Genomic DNA, 15,897 nt, shown 5'->3' with positions numbered 1-15,897 from the left:
GATGATTGCGATGAATGGAGAGACGAAGATCACGGCACTGGTTCTCGGCGCGACCGGCGGCATCGGTGGCGCGATCGCGCGCAAGCTTCTGGCGCGCGGATGGCGCATCCGGGCGCTTAGCCGTGACGCCGCCAAGGCGTCGAAGAACGAGCCGGCATTCGAATGGGTGCAAGGTGATGCAATGAATGCCGGCGACGTGCTGAAGGCGGCTGAAGGTGTTGGCCTGATTGTCCACGCGGTCAATCCGCCGGGCTATCGCGATTGGGAAAGGCTGGTGCTGCCGATGTTCGACAATACGATCGCTGCCGCTCGCGTCGTCGGTGCCCGCATCGTGCTGCCGGGCAACGTTTATAATTTCGGTCCCGATGCCCTGCAGTCGCCGACGGAGGAAAGTCCGCAGCATCCCATTACAAAGAAGGGAGCGATCCGCGTCGAGATGGAGAAGCGGCTGAAGGCGGCTTCGCTATCCGGCACTGGCGCGATCATCGTCCGGGCCGGCGATTTCTTCGGTCCGGGCGCAACGGCCAATAGCTGGTTCTCATCGGGGTTGGTGACGCCGGGCAAGCCGGTCGGCACCATCAAGAATCCGGGGCGGCGCGGCGTCGGCCATCAATGGACCTATCTGGCCGACATGGCGGAAACCGTCGCCCAGCTCATCGAGGGGGCCGATCGGCTGCCGCCTTTTGCCCTCTATCATATGGATGGCTTCTGGGATGCCGATGGCATGCAGATGGCAGAAGCGATCAAGCGTGTCGCCGGCGGCAAGGCAAAGATCGGGCGGTTTCCCTGGTGGATCGTGCCGCTCGCCGCACCCTTCATTCCCTTGATGCGGGAGATCAACGAGATGCGCTATCTCTGGAAAGTGCCGCTCAGGATGAACAACGCCAAGCTTGTGGCCGAACTCGGCAAGGAGCCGCAGACACCGATCGACGAGGCGGTGAGAGCCACACTCGTGGCGCTCGGCTGCTTGCCTGAAGCGCATCGTAACACGGCGGCCGTCTTCATCGCCCATTCGCCGGTCTCCCCTAGCTAGCGCCGGTAGCGCTTCACCGTTTCGTCAAGCGGCAACGGTCTGATGGCAGAGGCATGTCCGGCAGCGTTCGTAGCGGTCGCTGCAGACCTTCGCCATGATCTCGATTGTCGACATTCAACCCGTGACGCGCAGGCCGATCGCCTGACCATCCGGGCGTTCTCCGGCCCCATCGGGACGAAGAGCCAGGAATTCGAAGAGCCGGGCTACCGCTTCCGCACCGGGATCAGTATGGCCTTCGAGCTGCTTGGCGTTGATATATGCAGCGCGTCCGGCCTTGGCATGAACGAGCGTAGCGGTTAGGTCCGCGCCGGCGCGCGCTGCTTCTGCAGCCGCGGTAAATCCTACATCGAGCGCATCCAAGGCGGGCGAGAGAGCATCAACCATCGTCCGGTCGCCCAGACGCGCGCCGCCGATCTCCTGCATTCGGGAGAGGCCCGCCTTCAGGGCTTCGCGAATGGTCAGCCCGCTCGATGCGCCATCGCCGGCCGCGGCAAAGAAGATCGCGAGAAGCACACCCGAGGAGCCGCCCATGGTCTGGCTGAGTTCCTGCCCCATGGCCCGGAAGAGCTGCGTGTGATCGGAGAGGGGGAGGCGATCAAGTGCCTCAATCAGCGCGCGGGCGGCACCTGCCAAAGTCGAACCGGTATCGCCGTCGCCTGACTTCGCATCAAGCGCATTCAGATCCCTCTCCGCCGCGATGAGCAGATTGCAGCAATCCGTCAGGAACTGGCGCGTGGGTTCGTGCCTTGATGCGAGCGGGGCGATCGGCGTCAGTCCGTCCGGCAGCGAAAGCACCGCAACGGGCTTGACTGCGGTCACGCCGGGCCAAGCGGCAAGTTCAACGGGTTTGGACAGCAGCTCCAGTTCCGCTTTGCCGGCCGGGAAGACCGAGATCGAAAATCCCTGCATGTCGAGCGACGTCATCATGGGCGCCGGTCCGATGATGTGTGAAATCTTGCCCGCGACGGCCGATTGGAGAAGTTCGTGAACGACGACCGACATTTCCAGAACCGACGTGCCGCCGAGGTTGTTCACGAGGACGACGTGAGATCGATCGTCCATCGATTGCGCGAGACGCTCGACCATTGCGGCGACCGCGCCCTTCGCACCGGAATATTCGACCTGCTCGACACCGGCTTCACCGTGAATGCCGAGACCGAGCTCGGCATGGCCGTCAGGAATTCGGTTCTCCTTCGGAGAGCCAGGCACCGTGCACGTATCGAGCGACATCCCGATCGAGCTGGTGTTTTCGATCACCCGGCGCGCGGCTTTGGTCACCGCATCGAGGTCGGCGCCGCTCTCGGCGAGCGCACCCGCGATCTTGTGAACGAACAGGGTTCCCGCCACGCCGCGGGATTGCGGAAGATCCGGCAGCGCGATGTCATCGTCCACGATGACCATGCTGACGTTCAAGCCAAAGGCGCGTGCGCGCTCGGCTGCGAGACCAAAATTGAGGCGGTCGCCGGTATAGTTCTTGACGATGAGCAGGCAGCCGGCCGGTCCGGTGACGGCCAGGATGCCGGCAAGGATCGCGTCCACGCTCGGGGAGGCAAAGACATCGCCGCATACGGCTGCGGTGAGCATCCCTTTGCCGACGAAGCCAGCGTGAGCGGGTTCATGTCCCGAACCGCCGCCGGAGACGATCGCAACCTTGCTCCTGTCCCAGTCCGAACGGACGACGACGCGAATATGCGGATATCCGTCAAGACGGCTGAGCGCGCCACCAGATGCGGCCAGAAGGCCGTCGATTGCTTCAGTGACCGCGTTTTCCTTGCTGTTGAGGAACTGTGACATGCTCGCCTCCCTTAAACTAAGCGCATGCCGGCCGCGTCGAAATAGAGCGGCTTGTTCGGCTGTATCTTGATGGTCTCGCCGCCTTTGAGTTCGGTATGGGCGTCGGTGACGGTGATCAGATTATGTGTCTTGAACGTCAGATGCAGGCGCGTCTGATCGCCGAGATGTTCGACGCGCGTAACCGTCGCATCCTGGCCAGCGCCCTGATCGATATGCTCCGGCCGCAGGCCAATCGATTTGGCCTTCGCCGGCGCGCCAGGGAAAAGCTCCGCGGGAACGACATTGATGCGGGGCTGGCCGAGGCGCGTTGCGGCATAGATGCTGACCGGATGCTCGTAGATCTCACGCGGCGAGCCGAACTGGACGAGCCTTCCCTCATGGAGAACGCCGACATGGGTTGCCATCGTCATCGCCTCGACCTGGTCGTGAGTGACATAGAGCAGCGTCGCACCGGATTTGGCTTGGATCTTCTTCAGTTCGATCCGCAGATCGGCGCGAAGCTTGGCGTCGAGTGAGCTCAGCGGCTCATCCATCAGATAGATCTGCGGGTTTCTGACCAGTGCGCGCCCGATCGACACGCGCTGCATTTCTCCGCCCGATAGCGCGGTCGCCTTGTTGTCGAGCTTGTGGGAAATCTGGAGGATTTCCGCAATCGCGTTCACCTTGTCGTCGATCACGCGCTGCGGCGTCTTCAGCAACGGCGACTTCAAGGGAAATTCCAGGTTCCGGCGCACCGACAGATGCGGATAGAGCGAATATTGCTGGAAGACCATTGCAACGTTACGCTGGGCAGGCGTCATTCCGCGCATGGACCGTCCGCCGATCATGACTTCGCCGACATCGGGGTTGTCGAGACCCGATACCATGCGCAAAGTCGTCGTCTTGCCGGCGCCCGTTGGGCCGAGAAGGACCACGAACGAACCGTCAGGGACGATCATCGAGAAGTCATCGAGAGCGCGGCGGCCGGCGAAAGACTTCGTGATGTTTTTCAGGATGACCTCAGCCACGGCGCAACACTCCTTCGCTGGCCTCAGAAACAAGAGCGTTTCCGGTCGCAGAGTCAAAGATCGTCAGATTTCTGGAATCGAAATCCAGGCCGATCAATTCTTCGACACGTGCGGATTGGTTGGATGGGGTGCGAGCCTTGATCTCACCGTGGGCGGTCTCGATCGTAACGATCTGCGTCGTGCCGAGATATTCGACGGCAGCAACCCGCCCGCGATAGGCGGAATCGTCCTTGAACCTGATATGTTCGGGTCTAACGCCCAAGGCGAGTTTGCCGAAGCCTTCGTCCCGAGAGACCGGAACCTTCACCACGTTTCCGGATAGGCTGATCTGGTCGCCGCCGGCGCCGATCGAGCCTTCGAATTCGAGGAAATTCATCGGCGGCGAGCCGATGAACTGTGCGACGAACTTCGTCGCCGGCCAATCGTAGATCTGCTGGGGCTTACCGAATTGTTCGACGACGCCATGATTCATCACCACGATCTTGTCGCCCATCTGCATGGCTTCCAGCTGATCATGGGTCACATAGACGGTGGTCGCGCCCATGCGATCATGCAGAGCCCGCAATTCTTCGGCCATATGTTCGCGAAACTCAGCGTCGAGAGCGCCGAGCGGCTCGTCCATGAGGAAAGCCTTCGGGTTGCGCACGATGGCGCGACCGAGCGCGACGCGCTGCCGATCGCCGCCGGAAAGACCGCCGACCGGCTTGTCGAGGATATTTTCGATCCTGAGGATCTTTGCCACCTCCGCGACACGCGAGGTGACCTCCGCCTTCCTCATGCCCTGGCTGACGAGGGGATAGGAAATGTTCTTGCGGACGTTCATGTGCGGATAGAGAGCGAACATCTGGAAGACGAAGGCGATGTCGCGCTCGCTCGCCCTCTTCATCCCGACCTCCTCACCACCGATGTAGATTTCACCGCTGGTCGGAAGCTCGAGGCCGGCCATCATCCGCAGAGTCGTCGTCTTGCCGCATCCGGACGGGCCGAGAAGCATGAAGAACTCGCCATCCTCAACGGTGAAGGTCGAAGATTTCACCGCGTTGAACGCCCCGAAATCCTTGCGCACATTTCGAATTCTGATCTGTGCCATGGTTCACTCCGGGAAATGGCTGACGATGATGAACATCACTGTGCCCACCAGCGTCACGAGGAAAGAATAGGAGTAGAGCGACAGCGAAAAGGGCTGCATCAGCATGACGACACCGAGCGCAATCAGGACCGATGCCAGCATTTCCCATGCGTCGCGGCGAAGGCGGAACAGGCGATGGAGAAAGGTCGTCATTTGCGGACCGCTCCAAAGGTAATGCCGCGCAGGAGATGTTTACGAAGCAGGATTGTGAAGACCATGACCGGAACCAGGAAGATGGTGGCGCCGGCGGCGACCGCTGGCCAGTCCTGGCCGCTGACGCCGATGATGGTGGGGATGAACGGCGGCGCCGTTTGGGCGTTGCCCGATGTGAGGAGAACGGCAAAGGCGTATTCGTTCCATGCGAAGATCAAGCAGAAGATCGCCGTCGATGCGATGCCGGTGACGGCCTGAGGCAGCACGACCTTGTAGAAGGCCTGGAAGCGCGTGTAGCCGTCGATCAGCGCCGCCTCTTCGTACTCGATCGGGATTTCGTCGATGAAGCCCTTGAGCAGCCAGACCGAGAGGGACAGGTTGACTGCGGTATAGAGCAGGATCATGCCGGCATGTGTGTCGCTGAGACCGAGCGACCGGAACATCAGGAAGATCGGGATGGCAACGGCGATCGGCGGCATCATGCGCGTCGAAAGAATGAAGAAGAGAAGGTCGTCCTTCAGCGGCACCTTGAACCGCGAGAAGGCATAGGCTGCCGCCGTGCCGAGCGTGATGCACAGGACGGTCGAGCCAAATCCGATAATCACAGAATTACAGAACCGTTCGGCAAAGCGCGAAGCGCCGGTAATGACAACGCCCTCCTTGCGAACCAGTTTATCGTACCAGGTCGCAGGCTCACCGAGTGCCTTGAGCTGATCCTCGGGCACACGGGTCCGGGTCGTGAAGAGGTTGACATATCCTTCCACCGTCGGCTGGAACACCATTTTGGGCGGATAGGCGATCGCATCCTCGGGGGATTTGAAACCGGTCCCGATGATCCACAACAGCGGAAGAAGGGTGATGACGGCGTAGACGACCACCAGAATACCGGCAAACCACTTCTGACGCCCTGATGGTTCGGTTACGGAATAGCTGCTCATCGTTGTTTCACCTTGTTCAGAGCTTTGACGTAGATCGACGCAAGGCCGAAGACGGTGACGAAAAGAATGACGGCGTAGGCGGATGCGTAGCCGGTCCGCCATTGCTCGAAAGCGGCGCGTTTCAGATTGACGGAAGTCAGTTCGGTGATGGATCCCGGGCCGCCGCCGGTCAGCTGAACCACGAGGTCGAACATCTTGAAATTTTCGATGCCGCGGAAGAGGACCGCCAGCATCAGGAATGGCAGCACCAGCGGAATGGTGATGGTCCAGAACTGACGCCATTTGCTCGCGCGGTCGCATTCGGCCGCCTCGTAGATGCTGTTCGGGATAGAGCGCAGTCCTGCAAGGCAAATCAGCATGACGAAGGGCGTCCACATCCAGGTGTCGACGATGACGATGGCCCATGGCGCGAGCGACGTGCTGGCGATCATCGAGAAGCTGGAAGGATCGTTCCCTGTGAGGAAACCGACCACGTAGTTGAACAGGCCGATTTGCGGCTGGTAGAGGAAGGTCCAGAAATTGCCGACGACGGCGGGGCTCAGCATCATCGGAAGCACGATGATCGTCGTCCAAAGGTCATTGCCGCGGAACTTCTTGTTGATCAGATAGGCGAGCGAAAAGCCGATCAGCACCTGCAGGACGATGGTCCAGATCAGGAAGTGCGCGGTCGCCTGCATGCTCTGCCAGATATCGCTATCCGACAGAATGTTGATGTAGTTCCGCAAGCCGACGAACTCGATCGGGGCGTTAGGCCGGTTGACTCTGAAATTGGTGAAACTCAGCCTGATCGTCCAGATCAATGGAAAGATGTTAATGGCGAGCAGCAACACGATCGACGGAGCTACGAAGAGCCAAGCTATGGCGCGATCGGACAAGCCTCTGATCCGGGCCGCGATTGCAGGCGGAGTCGCGCTGGCGACCCGATCGATCGGTGAATGGAGCATGTTGGTCTCCCTGGCATGGAGGATGGTGGTGTGCAGGGCCGCCTCGGTCCACATGGCCCGCCTGCTCGACGCTCACTGCTGGGATGAAGCGGCTGTCAGCGTCAGTATTTGCCGTCGTCCTCGAAGACGCCCTGCCAATCCTTCACAAGGCCGTCGAGAGCGTTTTTTGCGCTGCCCTGGTTTGCGACCACATAGTCGTGGAAGCGCTTCTGCGATGCCTGGAGGAGGGAGGCATAGGCAGGTTCGGCCCAGAAGTCCTTCACGATCGCCATCGAATCGAGGAACGGCTTGGCGTAGGGCTGGCTGGAGGCGAAGCTCGGATCTTCCACGACCGCCCGGAGCGCCGAATAGCCGCCGAGCTTCCACCATTTCTGCTGGATTTCAGGCTGGCTGAACCACTTGATGTAATCGAGCGCCTCCTGCTGTTTGTCGGAAGCGGCGACGACCGAAATGCCCTGCCCGCCGAGCTGGGCAAACTGCACGCCCTTCGGGCCGGCTGGATTGGGGAAGTAGCCCGACTTGTCGCCGCCGACATTGGCGTCGGCGTTGATCCCCGGCCAGGTGAAGGTGAAGTTCATCTGCAAAGCGACCTGACCTGATTTATAGGCGTCGACGTCCTGGGTCATGTAGGCGTCGGAATGGCCGGGCGGCGTGCAGCAATCGTAGAGCTTCTTGTATTCTTCAAGCCCGGCAACGGCATCGGGCGAGTTCACGAAGCCGTCGAGCTCATAAGGCTTTTTCGGGTTCTGATATTCGAAGCCGTAGCTGTAGAGCGCATTCATGGCGCCCATGGTGACGCCTTCGGAGCCTCGTTCCGTGTAGATCGCCGCGCCGTAGACCTTCTTGCCGTCGATTTCGCGCCCCTGGAAGAACCGAGCGATGTCGATCAGTTCGTCCCAGCTCTTCGGAACCGCGAGATCACGGCTGTATTTCTTCTTGAATTCGGCCTGCAGTTCGGGACGTGAGAACCAGTCCTTGCGGTAGGTCCAGCCGACCACGTCGCCGAAGGCAGGCATTGCCCAGTAATTCGGCGAGTTCTTCGGCCACTCGGCATATCCGACGACGGTCGCCGGGATGAAATCATCCATCTTGATTCCTTCCTTGTCGAAGAAATCGTTGAGCTTGACGTACTGCTTGTTCTCGGCCGCGCCGCCGATCCACTGGCTGTCGCCGATCAGCAGGTCGCAGAGCTTGCCGCCAGAATTCAGTTCGTTGAGCATGCGATCGGCGAAGTTCGGCCACGGCACGAATTCGTAGTGCATCTTGTTGCCACTCTTCGCCTCGAAATCCTTGCTGAGTTCGACGAGCGCATTGGCAGGATCCCATGCCGCCCAGCAGAGGGTGAGGTCTGCAGCCTGGGCATGCGAAGCCGTGCCCGCAGCCACGGCGATATACATCCCGGCAGCGAGTGCCGAGCTCAGCAAAAGAGACTTCATAACTGTATCCTCCCGTTGAACCTCCCGACCTCCATCGAGAGGGGTGAATGAAGAGCATTGCGGCGAGGGCGCACATGCTGGAGCGCGCAACCGCGTTATCGACAGTCCTTTCCGACCGGGCCGACAGAGCCCATCGTGAATTACTTATAACTGAGGTGCGCACCTCAGTGCAAGCCAATTTTGAGGTGCGCACTTCAATTCTTGCAATTTTCGTTTTTTTGAGAGAAACGTGAATCGTCCAAATTGCGTCAGGAGCCCCTATGCGGCCAACAGCAAAAGACCTTGCGGAAGCCGCCGGCGTCAGCCTCGCGACTGTCGATCGCGTATTGAACGATCGCCCGAACGTGAGCAAAAAGGCGGTTCGCAGCGTCCACGAAGCCATTGAACGCATTGGCTTTATTCGCAATCCTGCGGCTGTGAGCCTGGCGCGTAACAAGAGCTATCGGTTCAGATTCGTCCTGCCCAAGTCAGGCGATCTTTATCTTCGCGAGCTGTTGCGACGGGTGGAGGAGTTGGGGCAGGCGCTCAAGGGCGATCTCACCGATATCGATTATGTTCAAATCGCCACCGAGGACGCGCATGGGGTGGCGAAGTATCTTGCTGGAATAGGTGAGGAGGATCTCGACGGAGTTGCTCTGATGGCGCCGGAATCGCCGCAAGTGCGCGATGCGGTGGCGCGGTTACTCGAACGAAACATCAGGGTCGTGCAGTTCCTATCCGGTCAGGAAAAACTTCCCGCGGCCGATTTCGTGGGCGTCGACAACTTCGCGGCCGGGGCGACCGCCGGAAAGCTGATCGGCACATTTGCCTGCCGGACGCCGGGAAAGGTGATGGTGGTCGCCGAGACCATGCAATCGCTTGACAGCATTCAGCGCCGGCACGGTTTCGATACCATAATTAATGAACGATTCCCGTTTCTCAGGTCTCTTCCTTCGATAGAGACGCATGCCGACGAGCGGCGAGCGAACGAGATCATCGGTCGGGTGCTCGAAAACAACAAGGATATCATTGCCGTTTATGTTTTGAGTTCGGAGGCGCGCATTCCTCTTTCGGCAGTCGGCGCAAACGTCGAGCTCGCCAATCTCGCAGTGGTCGTTCATGAGCGTACGCCGTTCAGCGAGGAAGCCTTGCGTGACGAGCGTATCGATGCTGTCATCGCGCAGGATCCTGGTCACGCGGTGCGAAGTGCAGTCCGTATCATGCGGGCTCGCTCGGACGCCCGGGAGCCGCTGGCGGAACAAGAGAGAATAAGAATCGAGATCCTTCTCAAGGAAAATCTTTAGGGGAAGCAGGCAGCGGCGGCCCAAGGCCAGTCGAGGTGCGAACCTCACTGCCCTTTGCGACGTGCTTTAGGCCCGAAGCTCGGCCAGCGCTATCCGCGCGACCGTCAAGGCCGTCTCCGCCTGTTCGATATTGGGGTCGCTGAGAAACCAGGCGGCGGAAAGGCCGGAATAGGCGGCGATCCATCGCAGCAGCCGCTTCGGCTCCAGCTCCGCCTCCGCAGAGACGATAGCGAGCTGGCGGCGAAAGCGGGCGGGGTCGGTAATGGCCGGCAATTCCTCGTTGGCGAAGATATTGGCGAAATCGAAACCGCGCTCGCCGTGGAGCCGTTTCGGATCGATCGCCAGCCAGCCGCGCTCCTCGAAATCGAGAATGTTGCCGTGGTGGATGTCGCCGTGGAGGACGGAGAGATCGCGCGGATCGGCAAGGAGGGCATTGGCGATCGCTGAGCAATCGGCAAGCGTGCCGCCATGTTTGCCGGCGGCCGGCTCGAGATCGCGGAACCAGCGGGCGAGGGGGATAGGATCGGGGAGTGGTTTTTCGCGCGGCGCATGCAGACGGGCGGCGGTGCGGCAGAGAATGCGGCTGGCCTCGTCATCTTCACCGTCCATTGCCATGGCGAGCAGCGAGCGTCTTCCCATTGCTCTTTCCAGGAGCACGGCATCGCCTTCGTGGGCATAGACATGAGCCGCGCCGTCACCGTCCCACCATTGCATCAACAACGCGCCGTATCGTTCGTCGATATCGGCCGCGACTTTCAGCATGGCGGGCTTGTCCTGCCAGAGGACCGGCAGCAGGCGGCTCGAATGGGTGATGATGGGCTCGCCGTCCGACATGAGCGACCAGCGATCGAGATAGGAAGCAAACATGCGTCCTATATAGGGATATTGAACGCAGAAATTCCACCTCTCGGTGGATTTCTCGTTTGCAGACAAAGTCTCTGCCGTCATGCTCGGCCTTGTGCCGAGCATCTGACCGCGGCAATTGCTTGACAGGAAAACACCATTTTCCAGTCACTTAACTTGTCCGGCGCAGATCCTCGGCAAAAGGCCGAGGAACCCGCCGTTCGGCCCGAATTTCTTGAAACCGAAACCTCAGGCGACCTTTTCGAGGGTGGGATAATCGAGGTAGCCCTTGGCGGTGCCGCCGTAGAAGGTCGACTGGTCGGGCGTGTTGAGCGGCAGGTTCTTTGCCAGCCGTTCGACGAGATCAGGATTGGCGATGAAGGGTTTGCCGAAGGCAACGAGATCGGCGCGGCCGCTTTCGGCGGCGTCGATCGCGAGAGCGCGGTCATAGCCGTTATTGACCATCCAGCTGGCCTTGCCGCCGGCCTTTTCATAGGCTTGGCGCAGGGCCCTGTAATCGAAGGAGGGGTTTTCGCCCTGCCGGTAATCACGGTCACCGCCGGTCTGGCCTTCGATGACGTGGACATAGGCGAGGCCGTATCTGGCCAGCCCTTCGACGACATGGGTGAAGGTGGCCTGCGGATTGGAATCGAAGCTTTCGCCCGACGGCGTCACTGGCGAGATGCGGATCGCGGTGCGGCCCGCGCCGATTTCCTTCACGACAGCATCGACGACGTCGAAGGCCAGCCGGGTGCGGTTTTCGACCGAGCCGCCATATTGGTCGGTACGATCGTTGACGCCGTCGCGGATGAACTGATCGATCAGGTAACCATTGGCGCCATGGATCTCGACGCCGTCGAAGCCGGCATCGATGGCGGCGCGGGCTGCCTTTCGATAATCCTCGATGATGCCGGGGATTTCGGCGGTTTCGAGCGCGCGGGGCTCGGAGGTATCGGCAAAGCTGCCGCTGCCGTCGGCGTTGACCAGATAGGTCTTGGCTTTGGCGACGCGATTGGTCGAGGAGACTGGCTTGCCGCCGTCCGGCTGCAGCGTCGTGTGCGAGATGCGGCCGACATGCCACATCTGGACGACGATCCTGCCGCCGGCTGCATGGACGGCGTTAGTCACACGCTTCCAGCCATCGAGCGCTTCCTTGCTGTAGAGGCCGGGCACGTCGGCATAGCCCTGGCCCTGATGGGTGATTGCGGTCGCTTCGGTGATGATCAGGCCCGCCGTGGCGCGCTGGCGATAATATTCGACATTGAGGTCGTTGGGGATCGCACCCGGCGAGCGGTTGCGGGTGAGCGGCGCCATGACGATGCGGTTTTTGACTGTGATGTCGCCAACCTTGGTGGGTTCGAAAAGCTTGGTCATGATGGTCCTTTCTTTTGCGGGAGGATCACTCTGCGGGGGCGAGGGCGGCTCGTCCTCTGGCGGAGAGATAGGTGAGCGCCGTCGCACCCAGGCCGATCAGGGCCATCAGGGCTGCGGCGAGCGGAACGCGGGTGAGATCGAAGCCGGCATCGATGACGAGGCCGCCAGCCCAGGCGCCGAGCGCATTGCCGGTGTTGAAGGCCCCGATATTGATCGTCGAGACCAGGTTCGGCGCGTCCCTGCCGAAGCCGACGACGCCGACCTGAAGCGCCGGCACGGCGGCAAAACTTGCGATCGCCCAGAGGAAGAGGGTGATTTCCGCCGGGATGAAGAACCGGCTCGTGTAGCTGAAAGCGATGGAAGTGGTGGCGATCGCGGCGAAGACGCCGGCAAGAGTGACGCCGAGACGCCAATCGGCAGCTTGCCGCCGATGAGATTGCCGACGGTCAGCCCAAGGCCGATCAGGAACAGCGTCCCGGTGACGCCTTCCGGCGAAACGCCGGTGACGTCACGTAGGAGCGGCGCGATATAGGTGAAGAGGGCGAACATCGAGGCGGCGAAGAAGACTGTGGTGGAAAGCGCCAGCCACAGGCCGCCATTTCTGAGTGCCGCAATCTCGCGCAGGATGCTGCCGTTCTCCTGTTTTTTGTCTTTCGGTAGGATGGAGATCAGTCCAAGAATGGTGACGATGCCGACAACGGTGACGACGCCGAACGTGGCGCGCCAGCCATAGGCCTGGCCGACCGCGGTGCCAAGCGGCACGCCGAGGACATTGGCAAGTGTCAGGCCGGTGAACATCAGCGCGACGGCGCGGGCCTTGCGGTCTTCGGCGACCAGCCCGGCGGCGACGACCGAGCCGATGCCGAAGAAGGCGCCGTGGCAGAGCGCGGTCACAATTCGGGCGATCATCAGCACCCAATAATCGCTCGCCAGAGCGCAAAGCAGGTTGCCGGTGATGAAGAAGGCCATCAGCGCAATCAGGGCGGTGCGGCGTTTCAACTTCGCTGTCGAAATGGCCATGACGGGTGCGCCGATCGCGACCGCCAGCGCATAACCCGTCACCAGCCATCCGGCGTGCGGGATGGTCACCGAGAGATCGGCGGCGACCTCCGGCAGCAGACCCATGATGACGAATTCCGTTGTGCCTATCGCAAAGGAGCTCAAGGCGAGGACGAGAAGGGCGAGGGGCATTCTAGAGATCCTGTTTCAACTGCTTGAGGAAAGCAGCGATCGTTTCTTCGTTGCGCTTGTAGAAAATCCACTGGCCGACACGTTTCGTGGTGACGAGGCCGGCGCGCTGCAGGGTTCCGAGATGGGCCGAGACAGTGGATTGAGATAGGCCGCAGCGCTCAAACTGGCTGGCGCAGACACCCATTTCAAACGGATGCTCCTGCGTGGGGAAATGTTCCTCAGGATTCTTCAGCCAGCTTAGAATGTCCATCCGGGTGGGGTGGGCGAGCGCCTTGATGATCTCGTCTTTGTCCATCGTCCTTTACCGAATTATAAATCGTGTTTGATCGATATATTGATCGTCGGGTGCCGATATGCAAATCACGGAGACGTGAGGCGGCAGCTTTTGTCGATTGAGCAAATTTTGGGCAAAAAAAGAGGGCCACCGGAAAACCAGGGCCCTTTGAATTGTGAAGGTCAATAACCTCCAGAGGGGAACAGCTAATGCGGTGGAACTGGGAGAGAAACCACGAAATGCATCAGCTGAATTGGATATGGTGCTTCCTTAGGCAGGTTTCAATGCTTTTTTGTGCATGCCTGCTATGCGCCGCACAATTTTTTTGCGATGCGGCATTTCTCGAAGCGGCAAGGCAAAAAAAGAGGGCCACTGGAAAACCAGGGCCCTTATAAGTGTGAAGGTCAAAAACCTCCAGAGGGGAACAGCTAATGCGGTGGAACTGGGAGGAAAAGCCACCATGTGCATCAGCTATGTGCGATATGGTGGTTTAATGGGCAAACGGCAACCCACATTTGTGCATGCCAGTCATGCGCTCTACGCATAGTATGGAAAACATTCCATTAATCTGGCTTAAAAATTCCAGTTTCTGGCCTTGCTGACGATAAAATCACGGAAGGCCTTCAGCTTGGCGGCGTTCTTGATCTCGTCGGGATAGCAGAAATAGGTATCGAAGGAGGGGACATCAGCGTTGATCGCCAGCTGAATCAGACCGGGATCGCGCCCGACGATATAGTCCGGCAGGCAGGCGACTCCGATGCCGAGCAGGCAGGCGCGCTTGATCGAGGTCTGGCTGTTGATCTGCAGATGCGGGATGCGCTTGTTGTCCGAGGAGCGGCCGGCGACTTCGAGCCAGTTGACGTCGAGCAGATAGCTCGGCGCCGGCTCGCCGAAGGTGATGATGCGGTGATTGTCGAGATCTTCGATCTTCTGCGGTTCGCCGTGGCGATTGATATAGGAGGGCGCCGCATAAACGTGCATATGCACGGTGAAGAGCTTGCGCTGGATGAGGTCGGATTGCTGCGGCTGGCGCAGGCGGATCGCACAGTCGGCATGCCGCATGTTCACATCCACTTCCTCATTGTCGAGGATCAGCTGGATCTGCACATCGGGGTAGAGCTGCAGGAATTCCTGGATCTTGTCGGTCAGCCAGCCCTGGCCGAGGCCGACTGTCGTCGTCACACGCAGCTTGCCGGACGGCGTCTCGGTCGTCTCGGTGAGTTGCATCTTGACGGTTTCGAGCTTCAGCAGCACGTCATGGGCGGTGCGGTAGAGCAGTTCGCCCTGTTCGGTCAGGATCAGGCCGCGGGCATGACGGTGAAACAGCTTGGTGCCGACATCCTGCTCGAGCGCGCTCACCTGGCGGCTGATGGCTGATTGGGACAGGTGGAGTTTATCCGCCGCATGCGTGAACGAACCCGCCTCGGCAGCTGCGTGGAAAATTCGCAGCTTGTCCCAATCCAATGGCATTCCCCCGCCTCTCATGCCGGTCTTACTCCGCGGCCACGGCGACGGGCATGTGGCCCGTCAGATATCGCTCGGCTTCGAGTGCTGCCATGCAGCCCATGCCGGCGGCGGTGACGGCCTGACGGAATGTGTCGTCGGTCACGTCGCCGGCGGCATAAACACCCTCGAGGCTGGTCGCGGTCGAATCCGGCGCGGTCCAGAGATAGCCGTTGTCCTTCAGCTTCAGCTTGTCCTTGAAGAGTTCGGTTGCCGGTGCGTGGCCGATGGCAACGAAGACGCCGTCGATCCGCATTTCGGTGATCGTGCCGGTTCTGACGTCACGCAGGCGGGCGCCGGACACGGATTGCGGCATCGGGGGCTTGGCCGCCGTGCCGGTGATTTCGGCCACTTCGGTGTTCCACAGAACGTTGACGTTTTCCTTGGCGAACAGGCGTTCCTGCAGGATTTTCTCGGCGCGGAAAGTGTCGCGGCGATGTACCAATGTCACCGACTTGGCGATGTTGGAGAGATAAAGCGCCTCTTCGACGGCGCTGTTGCCGCCGCCGACGACGATCACATCCTTGTTGCGATAGAAGAAACCGTCGCAGGTGGCGCAGGCCGAAACGCCGAAGCCCTGGAAATGCTGCTCGCTTTCGATGCCCAGCCACTTGGCCTTGGCGCCGGTGGCGATGATCAGCGTATCCGCGGTCCAGACCTGGCCGCTGTCGGTGCGGGCGACGAAGGGACGCTGGTTCATGTCGACCTCGGACACGAGGTCGTTGACGATCTCGGCGCCGACATGTTTTGCCTGCTGCAGCATCTGGTCCATCAGCCAGGGACCCTGGATCGGATCGGCAAAGCCCGGATAGTTCTCGACATCGGTGGTGATCATCAATTGCCCACCCTGTTCGAGGCCGGCGATCAGAACCGGCTTCAGCATGGCGCGCGCGGCATAGACCGCGGCAGTATAGCCGGCGGGTCCGGAACCGATGATGAGCACCTTCGTGTGGCGGGCGGGCATGTCATTTCCTTTCGACTGGCAGGAGGGCGGC

The 15,897-nt window shown here is 60.5% G+C and carries 15 protein-coding genes and 1 pseudogene; 3 read left to right on the top strand and 13 right to left on the bottom strand.

The annotated features are described in order from the left end of the window. Nucleotides 1–10 precede the first annotated feature (10 nt). Nucleotides 11–1,033 carry an NAD(P)H-binding protein gene (locus tag RHE_RS15290; protein ID WP_011426231.1) on the top strand — a complete coding sequence of 341 codons (1,023 nt, stop codon included), beginning with the start codon at nt 11–13 and terminating at the stop codon, nt 1,031–1,033. 114 nt (nt 1,034–1,147) lie between these two features. On the opposite strand, the gene RHE_RS15285 is transcribed toward RHE_RS15290, so the two are convergent. The 7 genes from RHE_RS15285 to RHE_RS15255 form a co-directional block, all read right to left on the bottom strand. Then, nucleotides 1,148–2,827 (bottom strand): dihydroxyacetone kinase subunit DhaK, encoded by a 1,680-nt coding sequence (locus RHE_RS15285; RefSeq protein WP_011426230.1) that lies wholly within the window; start codon nt 2,825–2,827, stop codon nt 1,148–1,150. A gap of 11 nt (nt 2,828–2,838) precedes the next feature. Further along, nucleotides 2,839–3,834, bottom strand: coding sequence for an ABC transporter ATP-binding protein (locus RHE_RS15280; RefSeq protein WP_020921876.1), 996 nt, complete (start codon nt 3,832–3,834; stop codon nt 2,839–2,841). Continuing rightward, nucleotides 3,827–4,924 carry an ABC transporter ATP-binding protein gene (locus tag RHE_RS15275; RefSeq protein ID WP_011426228.1) on the bottom strand — a complete coding sequence of 366 codons (1,098 nt, stop codon included), beginning with the start codon at nt 4,922–4,924 and terminating at the stop codon, nt 3,827–3,829. The genes RHE_RS15280 and RHE_RS15275 overlap by 8 nt, the downstream gene beginning before the upstream one ends. Before the next feature lie 3 nt (nt 4,925–4,927). After that, nucleotides 4,928–5,116 (bottom strand): hypothetical protein, encoded by a 189-nt coding sequence (locus RHE_RS15270; protein WP_011426227.1) that lies wholly within the window; start codon nt 5,114–5,116, stop codon nt 4,928–4,930. Continuing rightward, nucleotides 5,113–6,054, bottom strand: coding sequence for a carbohydrate ABC transporter permease (locus RHE_RS15265; protein WP_011426226.1), 942 nt, complete (start codon nt 6,052–6,054; stop codon nt 5,113–5,115). Before RHE_RS15265 ends, RHE_RS15270 begins: the two co-directional genes overlap by 4 nt. Continuing rightward, nucleotides 6,051–6,998, bottom strand: coding sequence for a carbohydrate ABC transporter permease (locus RHE_RS15260; RefSeq protein WP_011426225.1), 948 nt, complete (start codon nt 6,996–6,998; stop codon nt 6,051–6,053). Before RHE_RS15260 ends, RHE_RS15265 begins: the two co-directional genes overlap by 4 nt. Before the next feature lie 101 nt (nt 6,999–7,099). After that, on the bottom strand, nt 7,100–8,434 hold the full coding sequence (locus RHE_RS15255; protein WP_011426224.1) for an ABC transporter substrate-binding protein: 1,335 nt from the start codon (nt 8,432–8,434) through the stop codon (nt 7,100–7,102). A 47-nt stretch (nt 8,435–8,481) separates the two neighbouring features. On the opposite strand from RHE_RS15255, the gene RHE_RS15250 reads away from it, so the two are divergent. Both RHE_RS15250 and RHE_RS15245 read left to right on the top strand, forming a co-directional pair. Further along, nucleotides 8,482–8,667 carry a hypothetical protein gene (locus tag RHE_RS15250; protein WP_041678713.1) on the top strand — a complete coding sequence of 62 codons (186 nt, stop codon included), beginning with the start codon at nt 8,482–8,484 and terminating at the stop codon, nt 8,665–8,667. Between the two features lie 27 nt (nt 8,668–8,694). Further along, the gene (locus RHE_RS15245) at nt 8,695–9,717 is read left to right on the top strand and encodes a LacI family DNA-binding transcriptional regulator (RefSeq protein ID WP_011426223.1); all 1,023 of its coding nucleotides are present in this window, start codon (nt 8,695–8,697) and stop codon (nt 9,715–9,717) included. Between the two features lie 66 nt (nt 9,718–9,783). Here RHE_RS15245 and RHE_RS15240 read toward each other — a convergent pair whose 3' ends face one another. From RHE_RS15240 to trxB, 6 genes and pseudogenes are all read right to left on the bottom strand, one after another. Next, nucleotides 9,784–10,584 (bottom strand): aminoglycoside phosphotransferase family protein, encoded by an 801-nt coding sequence (locus RHE_RS15240; protein ID WP_011426222.1) that lies wholly within the window; start codon nt 10,582–10,584, stop codon nt 9,784–9,786. 225 nt (nt 10,585–10,809) lie between these two features. Further along, the gene (locus RHE_RS15235) at nt 10,810–11,934 is read right to left on the bottom strand and encodes an alkene reductase (protein WP_020921872.1); all 1,125 of its coding nucleotides are present in this window, start codon (nt 11,932–11,934) and stop codon (nt 10,810–10,812) included. Between the two features lie 25 nt (nt 11,935–11,959). Beyond that, nucleotides 11,960–13,125: pseudogene (locus RHE_RS15230) on the bottom strand (MFS transporter). Between the two features lies 1 nt (nt 13,126). Then, nucleotides 13,127–13,420 (bottom strand): ArsR/SmtB family transcription factor, encoded by a 294-nt coding sequence (locus RHE_RS15225; RefSeq protein ID WP_011426219.1) that lies wholly within the window; start codon nt 13,418–13,420, stop codon nt 13,127–13,129. A 552-nt stretch (nt 13,421–13,972) separates the two neighbouring features. Then, a complete protein-coding gene (locus RHE_RS15220; RefSeq protein WP_004671024.1) occupies nt 13,973–14,869 on the bottom strand; it encodes a LysR family transcriptional regulator VtlR in 897 nt (298 codons plus the stop codon). A 22-nt stretch (nt 14,870–14,891) separates the two neighbouring features. After that, a complete protein-coding gene (gene trxB, locus RHE_RS15215) occupies nt 14,892–15,866 on the bottom strand; it encodes a thioredoxin-disulfide reductase (RefSeq protein WP_011426218.1) in 975 nt (324 codons plus the stop codon). Between the last annotated feature and the right edge of the window lie 31 nt (nt 15,867–15,897).

Source organism: Rhizobium etli CFN 42, from assembly GCF_000092045.1.
Taxonomy (GTDB): domain Bacteria; phylum Pseudomonadota; class Alphaproteobacteria; order Rhizobiales; family Rhizobiaceae; genus Rhizobium; species Rhizobium etli.
The sequence above is the reverse complement of the archived record's forward strand: the minus strand, read 5'-3'. Positions and strand labels throughout refer to the sequence as shown.

Coding starts and splice junctions, on each gene's coding strand:
- RHE_RS15290 (WP_011426231.1), top strand. CDS start 11: ATGAATGGAGAGACGAAGATCACGGCACTGGTTCTCGGCGCGACCGGC.
- RHE_RS15285 (WP_011426230.1), bottom strand. CDS start 2,827: ATGTCACAGTTCCTCAACAGCAAGGAAAACGCGGTCACTGAAGCAATC.
- RHE_RS15275 (WP_011426228.1), bottom strand. CDS start 4,924: ATGGCACAGATCAGAATTCGAAATGTGCGCAAGGATTTCGGGGCGTTC.
- RHE_RS15270 (WP_011426227.1), bottom strand. CDS start 5,116: ATGACGACCTTTCTCCATCGCCTGTTCCGCCTTCGCCGCGACGCATGG.
- RHE_RS15265 (WP_011426226.1), bottom strand. CDS start 6,054: ATGAGCAGCTATTCCGTAACCGAACCATCAGGGCGTCAGAAGTGGTTT.
- RHE_RS15260 (WP_011426225.1), bottom strand. CDS start 6,998: ATGCTCCATTCACCGATCGATCGGGTCGCCAGCGCGACTCCGCCTGCA.
- RHE_RS15255 (WP_011426224.1), bottom strand. CDS start 8,434: ATGAAGTCTCTTTTGCTGAGCTCGGCACTCGCTGCCGGGATGTATATC.
- RHE_RS15250 (WP_041678713.1), top strand. CDS start 8,482: ATGAAGAGCATTGCGGCGAGGGCGCACATGCTGGAGCGCGCAACCGCG.
- RHE_RS15245 (WP_011426223.1), top strand. CDS start 8,695: ATGCGGCCAACAGCAAAAGACCTTGCGGAAGCCGCCGGCGTCAGCCTC.
- RHE_RS15240 (WP_011426222.1), bottom strand. CDS start 10,584: ATGTTTGCTTCCTATCTCGATCGCTGGTCGCTCATGTCGGACGGCGAG.
- RHE_RS15235 (WP_020921872.1), bottom strand. CDS start 11,934: ATGACCAAGCTTTTCGAACCCACCAAGGTTGGCGACATCACAGTCAAA.
- RHE_RS15225 (WP_011426219.1), bottom strand. CDS start 13,420: ATGGACAAAGACGAGATCATCAAGGCGCTCGCCCACCCCACCCGGATG.
- RHE_RS15220 (WP_004671024.1), bottom strand. CDS start 14,869: ATGCCATTGGATTGGGACAAGCTGCGAATTTTCCACGCAGCTGCCGAG.
- trxB (WP_011426218.1), bottom strand. CDS start 15,866: ATGCCCGCCCGCCACACGAAGGTGCTCATCATCGGTTCCGGACCCGCC.